Source organism: Gemmatimonas aurantiaca T-27 (assembly GCF_000010305.1).
Classification (GTDB): Bacteria; Gemmatimonadota; Gemmatimonadetes; order Gemmatimonadales; family Gemmatimonadaceae; genus Gemmatimonas; species Gemmatimonas aurantiaca.
In genome coordinates this window covers 2930362-2944951 of record NC_012489.1, presented here as the reverse complement: position 1 = coordinate 2944951, position 14590 = coordinate 2930362, and the positions used below count along the sequence as shown (strand labels likewise).

The following is a 14590-nucleotide window of genomic DNA, read 5'->3' as shown; positions in this document are numbered from 1 at the left end:
TCCGGGTATGTCGAACCTCCGTTTCACTACCGCTGGCGAGTCCCACGGACCCGCGCTCGTCTCTGTGCTGGAGGGCATGCCTGCGGGTGTGTCGTTACTGGCCGCTGATGTGGACACCGAACTGGCGCGGCGGCAGCAGGGCTACGGGCGCGGTCGTCGCATGCAGATCGAAACCGATCGCATCGAATTCCTGTCCGGCGTGCGTGCTGGTGAAACGCTCGGATCGCCGATCTCCATGCTGATCCGCAACAGCGACTGGAAGAACTGGCAGGAGATCATGGATCCCGCGCCGCGTGAGGCCGACGCGACCGGCCTGCGCAAGCGGCACGTGACCCGTGTGCGTCCTGGGCATGCGGACCTGACGGGCATCCTCAAGTACGACCGCGAGGACGCGCGCGACATTTTGGAACGCGCATCCGCGCGCGAGACGACCGCCCGCGTGGCGGCTTCCGCCGTCTGCCGCGTGATGCTGCGGGCTCTGGGGATCGAGATTGGCTCGCACCTGGTTCATCTGGGCGGGGTCGACGCGGTCCGACCGGACGTCCTGCCCCAGGATCTCAATGCCGCTTCCGATGCATCACCGCTGCGCACACTCGATGCCGACGCAGAAGCGCTGATGATTACGCGCATCGATGCCGCCAAAAAGGAAGGCAACACGTTGGGCGGCATCTGCGAAGTGGTCGTAACCGGTCTTCCTGTGGGACTGGGGTCGCATGTCTCGTGGGACCGCCGCATCGACGGGCGTCTTGGTCAGGCCATGCTCTCCATCCCCGCTGTGAAGGGCGTGGAGATCGGTATGGGCTTCGAGACGGCCCGGCGCACGGGGGCCGAGGTACATGACGAGATCGAACCCGCCATGGGGCGCACACGGGCCGGGCATGTGCAACGGCGCACCAACCGCGCCGGTGGCACCGAGGGCGGTATGACCACCGGTGAGGAACTGGTCATCCGAGTCGCCATGAAGCCCATCTCCACGCTCATGCGCCCACTTGGCACCGTCGATGTGGCGACGGGCCAGTCGGCGCAGGCGGTTGCCGAACGCAGCGACGTGACCGCCGTACCGGCCATGGGCGTCATCGCCGAAGCAATGGCGGCATTTGTGCTGGCGGATGCGGTGCTGGAGAAGTTTGGCGGAGACTCGTTGGAGGAAGTGCAGCGCAATCTCGACGCGTACCTCGCGCGCCTCGACGAGCGCGTGCGCTGACTGCCATCGTGACCAGTCAGGCCGAGCGACAGATCGACGGTCACATCGTGCTGGTGGGGCTGCCTGGGGCGGGCAAGTCCACCGTCGGCCGATCGGTAGCCAAGTCGCTTGGGCGGCCCTTTCTGGATTTCGACGTGGAGATCGAACGGCGGACCGGGATGCCCGTGGCCCGGATCTTTGCCGAGCAGGGAGAGCCAGCCTTTCGTCAGATGGAGATGGCGCTCACGCGGGAACTCGCCGCCGCCCCGCCCATGATCCTCGCGCCCGGTGGTGGTTGGATCACCAACCCCGGTGTTATTGAATTGATGAGACCGCCAGGTTGCCTCATTCATTTGCTGGTTTCACCCGCCGAAGCGGTCCGTCGATTGTCCCGATCCCGTACCACCCGCCCGCTCCTGATGGAGGCAGACCCAGCAGTAAAAATGAACGCTTTATGGGAGGCCCGGGCCGGACTCTACAATATGTCGGATATTGTCCTGGACGTGGAACTCGTTGATCCACAACGTATTACGGATTCCATCGTGGCGCTTGCCCACGGTAGGATGCCGGAGATAGGTTAGGAAATGGACGATCGCTGGACGCCGGTGCTTGCTGAATTGAGGGAGCGGTTTGCCTCCGACACCGATGTGGTGGAGGTGGAGGCATACCTCTCGTCGCAGGGGTACAATCGGCGTCAAATTGGTGAGATTCTTTCCTTACTGTATAGCGATAGTGTGCCGTCCCCGGCGTGGGGCGGTACTCAGAGCGCTCTGGAACCATCCCTGCGGGTGCAGGGTCCTCACGAGCGTGGTCGGTTTGCCACCGACGCCTGGGGCTACCTCATTGCGATGCACCGGGCTGGTTCCCTGAGCCTTATCGACTTCGAGCAACTCGTGGAGCGCGCGCTCGTTCATGTTGATGGCCGCATCACCCTGTCGGATGTCCGTACCATTGCGGAAGACTTGGGGGTAGATGAAGGCGCCATGGGACGCGAGCGCCCCCTGATACACTGAGCAGATGCCAATTAAGAAAGCTGCCAAGAAGGCGGCGACGAAGAAGTCCGCAACGAAAGCCCCCGCGAAAAAGGCTGCAACCAAGGTTGCTGCCAAGTCCGTGGCCAAGTCGCCTGCGCGCAAGACTCCGGTCTCCAAGACGGCGGTTCGCAAGACCGCCGCTGGAAAGACCACCGCTCGCAAGGCCGCGGCCCGCGCGGAAGCGATAGATCTGCCAGAGGATGATGAGCCCGCGCCGGCCGGCGGCACGTCACTGGTCATCGTCGAGTCTCCAGCGAAGGCCAAGACCATCGGCAAGTATCTCGGTCGTGGTTACACGGTGAAGGCCACCGTCGGGCACGTGCGTGACCTGCCCGCCAAGAAGCTCGGCATCGATATCGACCACGGCTTTGCCCCCGAATACGTCACCATCGAGGGCAAGGAAGACATCCTCACGGATCTCAAAAAGGTCGCCAAGGGCGCGCGCGAAATCTTCATCGCCACTGACCCTGATCGCGAAGGTGAAGCGATCGGGTGGCACGTGGAACAGTATTTCACGCAGCCCAAGCGGCATGCCGTCTCGGCGCCGATCCGGCGCGTGATGTTCCACGAGATCACGAAAGACGCCGTGCACAAGTCCATGGCCAAGCCCATGGACATCGACAACAAGAAGGTCGAGGCCCAGCAGGCCCGGCGCGTGCTCGATCGACTGGTCGGCTACAAAGCCAGCCCGGTGCTCTGGAAGACCGTCAAGAAAGGCCTTTCCGCTGGCCGTGTGCAAACCGTGGCGCTCCGACTCATTGTGGAACGCGAACGCGAAATCCGTGCGTTCACGCCCGTCGAGTACTGGAGCATCGCGGCCGATCTGCAGAAGGGGCAGCAGCCGTTCACGGCCAAGCTCCATCAGCTCGATGGCAAGAAGCCGGAGATCGGCAACGGCACGGAAGCCGAGCGGATCATCGCCGATCTGGCTGGTCGCAAGGAGTTTGTCGTTACCGAGGTGAAGCGTCGCGAACGGCGCAAGAATCCGGCGGCGCCCTTCACGACCTCCACGTTGCAGCAGGAAGCGGCCAAGAAGCTCGGTTTCGGATCCAAGCGCACCATGCGACTCGCGCAGGATCTGTACGAAGGCATCGACGTGGGAATCGACGGCGCGACGGGTCTGATTACCTACATGCGTACCGACTCCACGCGTGTCTCGGAAGACGCCGCAAACTCGGCGCGTGAATCGCTGCGTGCCCAGTTCGGCGACGACTTCCTCGCACCAGCGCCGCAGCTCTATCCGAGCGGCAAGGCCAATGCGCAGGACGCACACGAAGGTGTGCGCCCCACGGATCCGTCACGTCGTCCGGAGCAAGTGCAGAAGTTCCTGACGGCCGATCAGTTCAAGTTGTACCAGCTCATCTGGCAGCGCTTCATGGCGTCGCAGATGGCACCGGCGGTGTTCGATACCACCACCGTCGACTTCAATATCCCGATCAAGGTGGCCGACGCGGAGCGCAACTATCTGTTCCGCGCGACCGGCTCGGTGGTGAAGTTCCAGGGTTTCCTGGCGTTGTATCGCGAAGCCCGCGAAGAGGGCGATGCCAAGGCGCTCGAAGATGAACAGGCACTACCGGTGCTGGAAGTCGACGAGCGGGTGCCGGTCAAAGCCATCACACCTACGCAGCACTTCACCGAACCGCCGCCGCGTTTTTCGGAAGCGTCGCTGGTGAAGGAACTCGAGCGCGCCGGGATCGGCCGCCCGTCCACCTACGCGTCCATCATTTCGGTGCTGGTCGAGCGACGGTACGTCTCGCTCGAGCAGCGCCGGTTCTTCCCCACCTCCCTTGGGGAAACGGTGGAGAAGGTGATGGTGAAGAAATTCCCCGACGTCTTCAACGTCGGCTTCACGGCGCAGATGGAAGAGGAGCTCGACAAGATCGCCGAAGGTGAGATCGATTGGGTGCGCGCGCTGGGTGATTTCTGGACGCCCTTCCAGCGCACGCTCAATGACAACGACCTCGATGCGCTCATCGGCGAAGCCTACGATCTGTCGGCGCTCGAGACCGAGCGTTGTCCGGATTGTGGCGGCAAGCTGGTCGCCAAGGGTGGTTTCTTCGGACCGTTCGTGGCCTGTGAGAACCACCCCAAGGCCTGCAAGTACACGCGCCCCATCAAGGGGGAGAAGAAGCCGGCTGAGCTGACGAACTACATGTGTCAGGAGTGCGGCGCGCCAATGGTCATTCGTCATGGCCGCTCCGGCGACTTCCTTGGCTGCAGCAAGTTCCCGAAGTGCCGGGGCACCCGCTCCATGCCCACGGGCGTCAAGTGTCCCAAGGATGGAGGCGAGATCGCCGAGCGTCGCTCCAAGAAGCGCGGCAAGGCGTTCTACGGCTGTGAGAACTACCCCAACTGCGACTTTGTGGTATGGGACAAGCCTGTCGCCGAGACGTGTCCTGAGTGTGGGTACGTGGGGGCCGAGGCCAAGAGCAACAAGACGCGCGGGAGCTTCCGGAAGTGTCTCAAGTGCAGCAACGAGTGGGATGTCGCTGCGCCTGACGAGGCTGCGGAAGTCGCTGAAGTCGCGTGAGCGACATTCCGACGACCGCGTCACGGGATACCACAGCTCCAGTCCACATTGTCGGCGGCGGTCTTGCCGGCAGCGAAGCGGCCTGGCAGCTCGCTGAGCGTGGGCACGAGGTGATTCTGCATGAGATGCGTCCCGTGCGTGGCACGGCGGCGCATCGCACCGAACGCCTCGGTGAGTTGGTGTGCTCGAACACCTTCAAGAGTACCGAAACGTCCAACGCGCATGGCTTGCTCAAGGCGGAAATGCGCGCGCTGGGTTCACTCATACTCTCTTGCGCCGACGAAGCGCGTGTGCCAGGTGGCAGCGCGCTGACCGTCGATCGTGACATCTTTTCGCAGGGTGTGCACGATCGGGTGCATGCGCATCCGCGTATCACCGTGTCGCGAGAGGAAGTCACCGAGTTGCCAGCGGTGGGCATCATCGCCACCGGGCCACTGACCAGCGACGCATTGGCCGAACGCATTCGGGCGCGACTCGGTGTGGAGTCGTTGGCGTTTTATGATGCCATCGCACCCGTCGTGGCCGTGGAGTCCATCGATCAGTCCATTGCCTTCCGCGCGTCGCGTTGGGGCAAGGAAACGATGGAAGGGGCGGGGGAAGAAGGCGCATTTCTCAACTGTGCTTTCACGAAGGACGAGTACGATGCGTTCATCGCTGCGCTGACCACCGCCGATCAGTTCACGGCGCACGAGTTCGACGCGGTGCCATACTTCGAAGGCTGCATGCCCGTCGAAGAGATGGCACGCCGTGGGGCGGAGTCGCTGCGTTTCGGTCCCATGAAGCCCATCGGGTTGCAGGATCCGCGCTCCGACAAGCGCCCGTGGGCGGTGGTGCAGTTGCGTATGGAAGACCGCGGGGGGCGCATGTGGAACCTGGTCGGGTTCCAGACGCGCCTGCGTATTCCGGAACAGGCGCGGGTGTTTCGCATGATTCCTGGACTCGCCGAAGCGGAGTTTCTGCGCTACGGCAGCATTCACCGGAATTCGTACGTGAACGCACCGGCGGCACTGTCACCGCACTTGGCATTGCGTGATGCACCCACCACGCTTTTTGCCGGGCAGATCACGGGCGTCGAGGGGTATACCGAAAGCAGCGCCACGGGCATGCTGGCCGGCATCAACCTGTCCCGCATGCTGCGTGGGCAGGAGCCGGTGATCCCTCCCGCGGTGTCCATGCTCGGGGCGCTGTATCGCTATCTGCGCGAGGCCGATCCCAAGCACTTCCAACCGATGAACGCCAACTTCGGTTTGCTCGACGAGCTGGAAGGCGTGCCACCCAAGGTGCTGAAGGACAAGGTGCGCAAGCGCGAACTGTTCGCCGAACGTGCCCTGCAGGCGCTGCATACGTGGCGCGATGAACACGGACTCGCCGTCACCCGCTGAGAGCGAGACGCCGCTCCCGGTCGAGATCGGGGAGTTCCTCACCCATCTCGAAAAGGAGCGCGACCTCTCGCCGAATACGCTGCAGGCGTATCGGCGGGATCTGCGCGAGTTTGCCTCGTGGCTGGCCGCCACGCATGGCATTGCCGGGTGGGAGTGGAACGAGCTCACCCGGACCAATATTCGCGGCTACATGGCGCATCTCACCCGCCGCGGCCTCGCCAAACGTTCCATCGCACGCCAGCTCTCCGCCGTACGCAGCTTCTATCGCTGGATGCATCGTGACGAACGGGTGGATGTGAATCCCGCCCGCGCAGTGGGGTCACCCAAGTTGCCACGCACATTGCCGGCGTATCTCGACCGCACGCAGGCCGAGACGCTGATGCAACATGCGGCGACCCGCGCGCAGAGTCTCGAGTTCACCGACGTGCGCAATCTGGCCATGCTCGAGCTGTTTTATTCGAGCGGCCTGCGCCTCTCCGAACTGCGTGGGGTCGATCTCGCCGATCTCGACCTCGTATCCCAGCAGGTGAAGGTGCGCGGCAAGGGACGCAAGGAACGGATCGTGCCGCTCGGCGACCATGCTCAGCGCGCCCTCCGCAACTACCTCGTGAAGCGCGATGCGCTCATCGCACAGGCCAGCGGAGGCGCCGTGGGAAGGCGTGTGGCGCGCGGTGCCGTGTTCCTCAGCGAGCGCGGCGCGCGCATCAGCGCACGCGCCGTGCAGCATGCCATGGTGACGCTCATGAGCGCCGTGAGTGAAGGCGCCGATCTCACCACGCACTCATTGCGGCATACCTTTGCCACGCATTTGGTGGACGCGGGCGCCGATCTGCGAGCGGTGCAGGAGTTACTCGGGCACGCCAGCATCAGCACCACGCAGATCTACACACACACCAGTGTGGATCGACTGAAGAAGGTCTATCGACAGGCGCACCCGCGGGCCTGATCGAGTCCTTCAGCGAGGAGTTCCGCCGTTGAAGATGATGGCCGCTCTGGAGGCGTCGAGATTGCCACCACACAGGATGATGGCGACGGTCTTGCCCGCCAGGCGTGGGGCCAGGCGGCGAAGCCCGGCCAGACCCGTCGCGCCAGAACCTTCGGCAAGATTGTGCGTGATCCGCCAGAGATCTCGCACGCTCTGAGCGATGGCGTCTTCACTCACCAGCACAAAATCGCGAAGGCCGAGGCGTAGCGCCTCGAACGTGAGCGGATAACAACTGCCCGTCGCAATCCCTTCGGCGAAGGTTCGCGCTGCAATGCCAGTGCGAAGGTGCCCGTCGTGCCAACCGTCATGCTGAGCTGGTGCTCCTTCGCTTTGCACCGCAAAAACCTCGAGGGAAGGCTTGAGCGAGGACGCAGCCACGACGGCGCCCACGGCCTGTGACCCACCACCCAATGCGATGACGACCGCATCCACCTCGGGTGCCTGTGCCAGCAACTCTGCGGTCATCGTGCCGGCACCGGCAAGGACTTCGCGGTGGTTCGTGGAGTGCACGAGGGTGCGGCGCTGTTCGACCGCCAGCGTGGCGCAGGCGTGGGCTGCGTCATCGTACCGCGCGCCCACCTCCAGCAGCGTGGCGCCGTAGCTGCGAATGGCGGCGTTCTTCTCGGGGTTGTTGCCCTCCGGTACACAGATCGTGACCGACACACCGAGCTGCGCGCCCGCCCAGGCGAGCCCCTGACCATGGTTGCCCGTACTCGCCGCAATCACACCGAGCGCCGCCTCGGCCGGTGTCAACGACGTGATGCACGCCGTGCCGTTTCGCACCTTGAAGCTGCCGGTGGGCAGATGGTTCTCGTGTTTGACCAATACCCGGATATCGTGACCCACCAGCGCGTCGAGCAGCGGGTAGTGACGGAGCGGAGAAGGGTCCAGATGTGGGCGCAGCCGGTCCTGCGCAGCCAGCACGTCGGTGTAGGCAATCGGGTACATTTCACCAATATGCCACTTCCTCAGGTTCGGGCGACGACCATTCTTGCGGTGCGCCGCAATGGGCAGGTCGCCATTGGTGGAGACGGTCAGGTCTCCGTGGGCGACACTGTCGCCAAGCAGCGCGCCGTGAAGGTCCGCACGCTCAAGGGCGGGCGAGTGCTGGCCGGTTTTGCCGGCTCCGTGGCGGATGCCCTCACCCTGTTCGAGAAGTTCGAAGAAAAACTCGAACGCTATCCGGGCAACCTGCCGCGCGCGTCCGTCGAGTTGGCCAAGGAGTGGCGCAGTGATCGGGTGCTGCGTCGGCTGGAGGCGATGCTTATCGTGGCCGATGTCGAGCATGGCTTCATGCTGAGCGGCAATGGAGAGCTCATCGAGCCCGACGATGGCATCCTGGCCATCGGTTCAGGGGGCGCTTATGCACAGGCTGCCGCGCGGGCGCTCATGCGCGAGACCCAACTCCCGCCGCGGGATATCGTGGAGAAGGCGCTGACCATTGCCGGCGAGATTTGCATTTACACCAATACCAACATCACGGTGCTCGAACCGACTCGATGAGTCGGTAGCACACGGAGGCGCATTGCCGCAGCCTCCGTGTGCACCACGGCACTACCGCGCGCCGAGGCGCGTCACCCAGCTCACTTTGACGAAGATGCCGTCGCTGACGCGACGCAGGCGATCCATGGCGAGCGCGTCGGGTTCGGTCAGACTGCTGCCGTAGCCGGCAAAAAACACGGTACCCGGGCTCGGGCGGTAAGCAAACAGCCAGTCGGCGCGCAACAGGTTCGATCGTGTGCCCGTGACAGGCCGGAACGTGCCATCCGACATTGGCGTGACGAGCACCTGCCCCGTGCGCCAGTCGCGCAGCGCTTCGCGGCGATTGGCCTCGTATTGCGTCACCAGGCGCACGAATACAAAGCGCGTCATCTGGTATTCGGCCTTGATGCGCGGAATCTGCGTGCTGTACGACGACGATCCGTCCACCCGTCGAATGAACTCGTTGCTGGCGTACGTGGCGTTCACGCGGAGCCGCGTGTCAGGGCGCCAGTCGAGTGAGCCCGTGATCGCCGTACGGTTCACACGCGAGGTCTCGTTGAAGTCCACATCGTTGGCGGTCAGGAGCGTACCGCTGGCCGCGAACCGACGGAACTGCGGTGTGCTGAGCGAGAATTGCTGCGAGAACACCGTGATGCGGGGAGACGGGGCAAACACCACAGGCACCGGGGTGGCCGGCACCCGATACTGGCTGAAGTTGGTCGGGTCGAAGGCATACGTGGCCAGGGTCGGTGTGAAGCCCAGAGACCAGCCACGACGGAACGTCAGCGTACTGCCTGCGCTTGCCTTCGACTCGAGAAGCGGCTCGCCGTTGAACAGGCTGGCATACTGCCAGAGGCCGCTGGTTTGTACGAACAGTTGATACCGCTCGAAGAATCCGCCCTGTTTGCCGAAGATCGTGACGCGGTTGTTGGCATTGCCTTGCACGTAGCCCGTGCGCGCCACGAACCCGTTGTCTGTGCGGAAGCCGGGCTGGATGCCGAGCACGTTGTAGTGGAACCCCCAACCACGACCGGTGCGGTCCACCACGCCTTCCCACAGCGCACCGGACGATCGTGTGTCGCGATCGCGGGTGTTGCTCAGAACGTACTGGCCAGACGCATAGTACTTGCCGCCAAAAACGTGTCGCACGTCGGCTCCAACCACACGATTGGTCCGTGCGTCGCTGACGCGGTCGCTGTACAGAAAGCCCGTCTGCGATTGCAGGCGGAAGTCGCGTGCAACACGCAGGATGTTCACCAGGGACTTGTAGTCGTCCTGCACGCCAGCCGGCGCATCATACGCCGAGAGCATGGCCACGTTCGCTCGGCCAATACGACCGGTGAGTCTGGCCGCTGCCGTGGGCTGTACGATGCGGCGCGTGTAGACGAGCGTGTTGGGCACGTTGAACGCGTCGGCGCCCTCCACGAAGAATGGACGGCGCTCCGGATAGAACAGTGCGAAGCGCTGATCGGCCGCAACCTGTGTGGCGTCGGCCTCGACCTGCGAGAAGTCGGGGCGGATCGTGCCGTTGAGCACGAAGTTGCTGCCCAGTCCGACGCGCACATTGCCGCCGACACGAGGCGTGTTGGTATAGCGCCAGTCGGTTGTGGGGGCGTTCGGTGCAGGAGATCCCGCCGTCGTGTTGGTCAGCTCGGGATTCAGCAGGGCGTCCACGCCACGCTCGAGACCAGTCATGCCGCTGATGTAGCCTTCCTGCGCAATGAACGATGCCGCGCCGCGTGCCACCGGCGTCCACGTCATTTCATAGCCGCTGTGCTGCACCTTGCGGTTGAACTGGATGCCCCAACGCTGCACCGACCGCGAGGGAAATCGCAGGCTGACGTAAGGAATTCGCACTTCCACTTCGTAGCCGTCGTCGGTCAGCCGGCCCCGTGACTGCCACAGGAAATCGGCGCTGAGGTCGACCTGGCCCGGAGAGACGTTGGCGCCGGGAATGAACCCGCCGCCTTCGGCTTTGATGCCATCGGCCTGGATGCCGAAGGGATTGACGACGAAGACAAACGCACGCCGCCGTTCCTGAAACGGATCCAGATGGATCTCGATGTAGTCGTCGGCGGTGAGCCGGTCACGATCGGCCAGCGTCGCACGTACCACGCCGTGCGGTTCGAATGCGCGGATGCCGAAGTAGATCGCGTGGGCCGAGTACCACACGCGCACTTCGGTGGAATCCGGCGCCGGACGGCCGTCGGTGGGGGAGTAGAGGGAGAAGCCGGTCAGGACCGGCGCGCTGCTCCACACGGGTTCATCGAGTCGACCATCGATCTCGATGGAATCGCTGCGGGCGGCACCAAGGGGAACATCCGTCTGACCATTGCGGGCGTGGTACACCTGCGACGGGACGGCGGGGGATATGGACGGGGAGGAACGCGACGGGGAGGGAGCAGGCTGCGCGACAAGCGCGCTTTGAGCCGACAGCAATGCACCGACGACGCACCCCACAAAACGGCGGGTGTTGGACATCCCCCAAAGCTAGGCGAATCATTAGCGTTCGTGTATGCCTTCCGCACGCACGCAACAGGCCATTGCCCGACTCGCCGAGCTCACGCCGCGGCAGATCGTGGCCGAACTCGATCGGTACATCGTTGGCCAGGCGAATGCCAAAAAGGCCGTCGCCATCGCCCTGCGCAACCGGTGGCGCCGTCAGCGGGCGCCGGAATCGATCCGCGAGGAGATTTCCCCCAACAACATCATCCTCATCGGCCCCACCGGCGTGGGCAAAACGGAGATTGCTCGGCGTCTGGCCAAACTCTCCGGTGCCCCGTTCGTGAAGGTCGAGGCCTCGAAGTTCACGGAAGTGGGCTACGTCGGTCGTGACGTCGAAAGCATGGTGCGGGATCTCATCGAAAACGCCATCGACATGGTGCGCACCGAACGGGAGGCCGAGGTCGAGGACCTGGCCAGCGAGAAGGTGGATGATCGCATTCTCGATCTGCTGTTGCCCATGCCGCCGGTGGCGCAGGGAGACACGCCCGATGTGCGCGCGGAATACGAAGCGGCTGTGGAGCGCCACAAGCGCACACGCGAGAAACTCAAAGCGCTGCTGCTCGATGGGCAGCTCGAGTCGCGTGAGTTGGAACTCGAGGTGACCCAGTCAGGGCCGCGCATGCCCGGTGCGGCAACACCCGGCGTTCCGGAGGGCATGGAGAGCGTGGCGGACTGGTTCCGCGACATGATGCCAAAGCGCAAGAAGAAGCGCACGGTCAAAGTGAGCGAGGCGCGGCGCATCCTGTTGGATGAAGAACTCGAGAAGCTCATCGATCTCGACGATGTCACCAGCGACGCTCTCGAACGCGCCGAGGCCATGGGCATCATTTTCCTCGATGAAGTCGACAAGATTGCCGGCGCGCGCGGACAGGGCAGCGGTCCGGACGTTTCACGCGAGGGGGTGCAGCGTGATCTGTTGCCTATCGTGGAAGGCTCCAACGTGCAGACCAAGTACGGCATGGTGAAAACAGACCATGTGCTCTTTGTCGCGGCGGGAGCGTTTCACGTGGCCAAGCCCAGTGACCTCATTCCCGAGTTGCAGGGGCGATTCCCCATCCGTGTGGAACTGGACGCGCTCACCGAAGCCGATTTTGTGCGCATCATGACCGAACCGGAAAACGCGCTCACGAAGCAGTACACGGCACTGGTCGAGGCCGAGGGGGCCACACTCACCTTCGCCGAGGACGGCGTGGCAGAGTTGGCGCGTGTGGCCGCACGGGTGAACGAGCGGATGGAGAACATCGGTGCGCGCCGCCTGCACACCGTGATGACCACTCTGCTCGAAGACGTGCTCTACGAATTGCCCGACCGCGGGAAAGATCCGGTCCTCGTCGACGCCACGATGGTGCGTGATCGTCTGCGCGCCATCAGCGAAGACGAAGACCTTCGCAAGTACATCCTGTAACGACGTCCTACTGCGGACGTGTCGCGCCGCCCGCGCTGTCCGGAGGGGCGGCGCTGTGGCGTCGCAGAAAATCGATCAGGATCGGGTTCACCGCATCGGCGCGCTCGATGTGTGGCAAGTGGCCAGCCCGCTCGATCGCGTGATACTCGATGCCCGGCAAGGCCTGTCGCACGCCCTCTGAGCGGGCGATGGGCACCGTCTTGTCGTCGATGCCCCAGATCAGCAGAGACGGGCGCTTCGCCGCGGCCGCCTGCGTGAAGATGCTGTCGAACGACATGCCGCGCTGTGCGATGGCCGTCCGCAACAACGCGCGCCCGAATCCGCGGTACTGCTGCTGCACACGGTACTTGTCTGCCCAATCGGGCCAACGTGTCGGTTCGTTGAAATCGCTGGCTTGTCCGTCCGCCATGGTGGGTACGGCGATCCCCTGCCACAGAAACCCACCGACCAGTGGCCATTGGAACACGGCCGGCACATCGCCCGCCGTGCCGGCGGCTGGGTCCACCAGTGTGAACGACCGAATGCGTGTCGGATCCTGCGTCGCGTAGGAGGCCACGATCGGGCCCCCGGCCGACAGTCCGACCAGATGCACATCGCTGCGCCAGCCCAGCGTGTCCAGCAGCTCTCCGAGCTGCCGGTTGTACATCGTCCGGTCATACGGCGCATCGGGGCGGTCCGACCAGCCGCGTCCGAACACATCGTAGCGAGCCACCCGGAATCCCGCGCCAGAGAGGGCGACAAAGGTCGAGTCCCAGATGTAGGCCGGCACGGAAAAACCGTGTACCAGCACGACCCGTGCGCCGCTGTCCGGACCTGCCAGCTCGTAGTGGGTGATGCCATCCGTCAGACGGGCGAACTTGCCCGGTGCCGCACGGCGTGCCGCATCGTCGAGGTCGCGGGACTCCGGGTTGCGAACACGCAGCGTAAGGGCGCCGATCACGATCAGCGCGAGCAAGGCCATCAGAAGTCGACGCATCCTGCAGTCTACGGCGCCCCAGTCCGGTTCGCCAACGACCGCTGCCCATCATGGGCAGGTGCCACTATGATTCAAGGCACTCATCGTCCGGCGCGGCCCCCCAGCCGCGCCGTCTGCGTTCCACCCCCATCGGTGGCTCACCATGCAGGAGCCCATGCCGCATATGCATCGCGACTTCCTGAACATCGCTGATTTCTCGTCCGACGAAACGTTCGCGCTGCTCGATCTGGCCGAACGCATGCGAACGGGCGCCTACCAGGCCAAGCCGCTGACTGGCAAGGCCCTGGCGATGATCTTCATGAAGTCGTCGACACGTACGCGCATGTCGTTCGAAGTGGGTGCGAACCAGTTGGGCGGCACCGCGCATTTTCTCTCCCCGCGCGATGTCCAGATCGGCCGTGGTGAACCCATTGCCGACACGGCCCGGGTGCTGTCGCGATATGTGCAGGGCATCATGATCCGCACGTTTGCCCATCAGGACGTGGTGGAACTGGCCGAGTATGCCTCGGTGCCGATCATCAATGGACTGACCGACCTGTCGCATCCGTGTCAGATCCTCGCCGATGTGCTCACCATGCAGCAGCACCTCGGCGGCGTGCGGGGCAAGACGGTGGCGTGGATTGGCGATGGCAACAACATGGCCAACTCGTGGATGGAAGCGGCTGCCCATCTCGGGTTCACGCTGCGTCTGGCCTGCCCCGAAGGCTACGATCCCGACGCGCAGTTCCTTGCCGACGCCAAAGCCCGTGGTGGCGATGTCCAGCTACTGCGTGATCCGCGGGAAGCCGTGGCGGGCGCCGACGTCGTGACCACCGATGTGTGGGCCTCGATGGGGCAGGAGGAGGAGCAGTCGAAGCGTGCGGTGGCTTTTGCCCTGTACCAGGTCGACGCCGAGTTGATGGCCCGTGCGGCGGCGCACGCCGTCTTCCTGCACTGTTTGCCAGCGCATCGTGGTGAGGAAGTGACCGCCGAGGTGATAGACGGGCCCCAGAGCGTCGTATGGGATGAAGCCGAGAATCGTCTGCACGTGCAGAAGGCGATCATGGCGGTGCTCATGGGCGGCGAGCGTCTGTGAGCCGCACCCGTGGGGTGCTGTGTGAACGGGACC

At 64.1% G+C, this 14590-nt stretch carries 12 protein-coding genes; 9 read left to right on the top strand and 3 right to left on the bottom strand.

Features of this window, described 5'->3' with window-relative positions; all coding sequences use genetic code 11:
- The first annotated feature begins 7 nt into the window (after window positions 1-7).
- The 6 genes from aroC to xerC are packed head-to-tail and all read left to right on the top strand — an operon-like array spanning window position 8 to window position 7075.
- The gene (gene aroC, locus GAU_RS12925) at window positions 8-1204 is read left to right on the top strand and encodes a chorismate synthase (protein ID WP_015894323.1); all 1197 of its coding nucleotides are present in this window, start codon (window positions 8-10) and stop codon (window positions 1202-1204) included.
- A gap of 8 nt (window positions 1205-1212) precedes the next feature.
- The gene (locus GAU_RS12920; RefSeq protein WP_015894322.1) at window positions 1213-1764 is read left to right on the top strand and encodes a shikimate kinase; all 552 of its coding nucleotides are present in this window, start codon (window positions 1213-1215) and stop codon (window positions 1762-1764) included.
- A 3-nt stretch (window positions 1765-1767) separates the two neighbouring features.
- Window positions 1768-2196: a DUF494 family protein gene (locus GAU_RS12915; protein WP_015894321.1), complete on the top strand. Its 429-nt coding sequence runs from the start codon at window positions 1768-1770 to the stop codon at window positions 2194-2196.
- A gap of 4 nt (window positions 2197-2200) precedes the next feature.
- The gene (topA, locus tag GAU_RS12910; protein WP_156799027.1) at window positions 2201-4747 is read left to right on the top strand and encodes a type I DNA topoisomerase; all 2547 of its coding nucleotides are present in this window, start codon (window positions 2201-2203) and stop codon (window positions 4745-4747) included.
- Complete coding sequence (gene trmFO / locus GAU_RS12905) at window positions 4744-6129, top strand: methylenetetrahydrofolate--tRNA-(uracil(54)-C(5))-methyltransferase (FADH(2)-oxidizing) TrmFO (RefSeq protein ID WP_015894319.1); 1386 nt, start codon at window positions 4744-4746, stop codon at window positions 6127-6129. Before topA ends, trmFO begins: the two co-directional genes overlap by 4 nt.
- Window positions 6101-7075 carry a tyrosine recombinase XerC gene (gene xerC, locus GAU_RS12900; protein ID WP_015894318.1) on the top strand — a complete coding sequence of 325 codons (975 nt, stop codon included), beginning with the start codon at window positions 6101-6103 and terminating at the stop codon, window positions 7073-7075. Before trmFO ends, xerC begins: the two co-directional genes overlap by 29 nt.
- Before the next feature lie 9 nt (window positions 7076-7084).
- Here xerC and GAU_RS12895 read toward each other — a convergent pair whose 3' ends face one another.
- A complete protein-coding gene (locus GAU_RS12895; RefSeq protein ID WP_015894317.1) occupies window positions 7085-8062 on the bottom strand; it encodes a threonine ammonia-lyase in 978 nt (325 codons plus the stop codon).
- 9 nt (window positions 8063-8071) lie between these two features.
- Here GAU_RS12895 and hslV point away from each other — a divergent pair, with 9 nt between their 5' ends.
- Window positions 8072-8617, top strand: a complete 546-nt coding sequence (gene hslV / locus GAU_RS12890) for an ATP-dependent protease subunit HslV (RefSeq protein WP_015894316.1) — start codon at window positions 8072-8074, stop codon at window positions 8615-8617.
- Window positions 8618-8668: 51 nt separating this feature from the next.
- Here hslV and GAU_RS12885 read toward each other — a convergent pair whose 3' ends face one another.
- Window positions 8669-11077 (bottom strand): carbohydrate binding family 9 domain-containing protein, encoded by a 2409-nt coding sequence (locus tag GAU_RS12885; RefSeq protein ID WP_015894315.1) that lies wholly within the window; start codon window positions 11075-11077, stop codon window positions 8669-8671.
- A 34-nt stretch (window positions 11078-11111) separates the two neighbouring features.
- On the opposite strand from GAU_RS12885, the gene hslU reads away from it, so the two are divergent.
- Complete coding sequence (gene hslU / locus GAU_RS12880; protein WP_015894314.1) at window positions 11112-12506, top strand: ATP-dependent protease ATPase subunit HslU; 1395 nt, start codon at window positions 11112-11114, stop codon at window positions 12504-12506.
- Between the two features lie 7 nt (window positions 12507-12513).
- On the opposite strand, the gene GAU_RS12875 is transcribed toward hslU, so the two are convergent.
- Complete coding sequence (locus GAU_RS12875; RefSeq protein WP_015894313.1) at window positions 12514-13482, bottom strand: alpha/beta fold hydrolase; 969 nt, start codon at window positions 13480-13482, stop codon at window positions 12514-12516.
- 163 nt (window positions 13483-13645) lie between these two features.
- Here GAU_RS12875 and argF point away from each other — a divergent pair, with 163 nt between their 5' ends.
- Window positions 13646-14557: an ornithine carbamoyltransferase gene (argF, locus tag GAU_RS12870; RefSeq protein ID WP_015894312.1), complete on the top strand. Its 912-nt coding sequence runs from the start codon at window positions 13646-13648 to the stop codon at window positions 14555-14557.
- The last annotated feature ends 33 nt before the right edge of the window (window positions 14558-14590 follow it).

What these genes read in the sequence shown, in the direction of transcription:
- GAU_RS12895 (WP_015894317.1), bottom strand. Translation starts at nt 8,062, where the DNA reads ATGTACCCGATTGCCTACACCGACGTGCTGGCTGCGCAGGACCGGCTG.
- GAU_RS12875 (WP_015894313.1), bottom strand. Translation starts at nt 13,482, where the DNA reads ATGCGTCGACTTCTGATGGCCTTGCTCGCGCTGATCGTGATCGGCGCC.
- topA (WP_156799027.1), top strand. Translation starts at nt 2,201, where the DNA reads ATGCCAATTAAGAAAGCTGCCAAGAAGGCGGCGACGAAGAAGTCCGCA.
- GAU_RS12885 (WP_015894315.1), bottom strand. Translation starts at nt 11,077, where the DNA reads ATGTCCAACACCCGCCGTTTTGTGGGGTGCGTCGTCGGTGCATTGCTG.
- GAU_RS12915 (WP_015894321.1), top strand. Translation starts at nt 1,768, where the DNA reads ATGGACGATCGCTGGACGCCGGTGCTTGCTGAATTGAGGGAGCGGTTT.
- aroC (WP_015894323.1), top strand. Translation starts at nt 8, where the DNA reads ATGTCGAACCTCCGTTTCACTACCGCTGGCGAGTCCCACGGACCCGCG.
- argF (WP_015894312.1), top strand. Translation starts at nt 13,646, where the DNA reads ATGCATCGCGACTTCCTGAACATCGCTGATTTCTCGTCCGACGAAACG.
- hslV (WP_015894316.1), top strand. Translation starts at nt 8,072, where the DNA reads ATGCCACTTCCTCAGGTTCGGGCGACGACCATTCTTGCGGTGCGCCGC.
- xerC (WP_015894318.1), top strand. Translation starts at nt 6,101, where the DNA reads ATGAACACGGACTCGCCGTCACCCGCTGAGAGCGAGACGCCGCTCCCG.
- hslU (WP_015894314.1), top strand. Translation starts at nt 11,112, where the DNA reads ATGCCTTCCGCACGCACGCAACAGGCCATTGCCCGACTCGCCGAGCTC.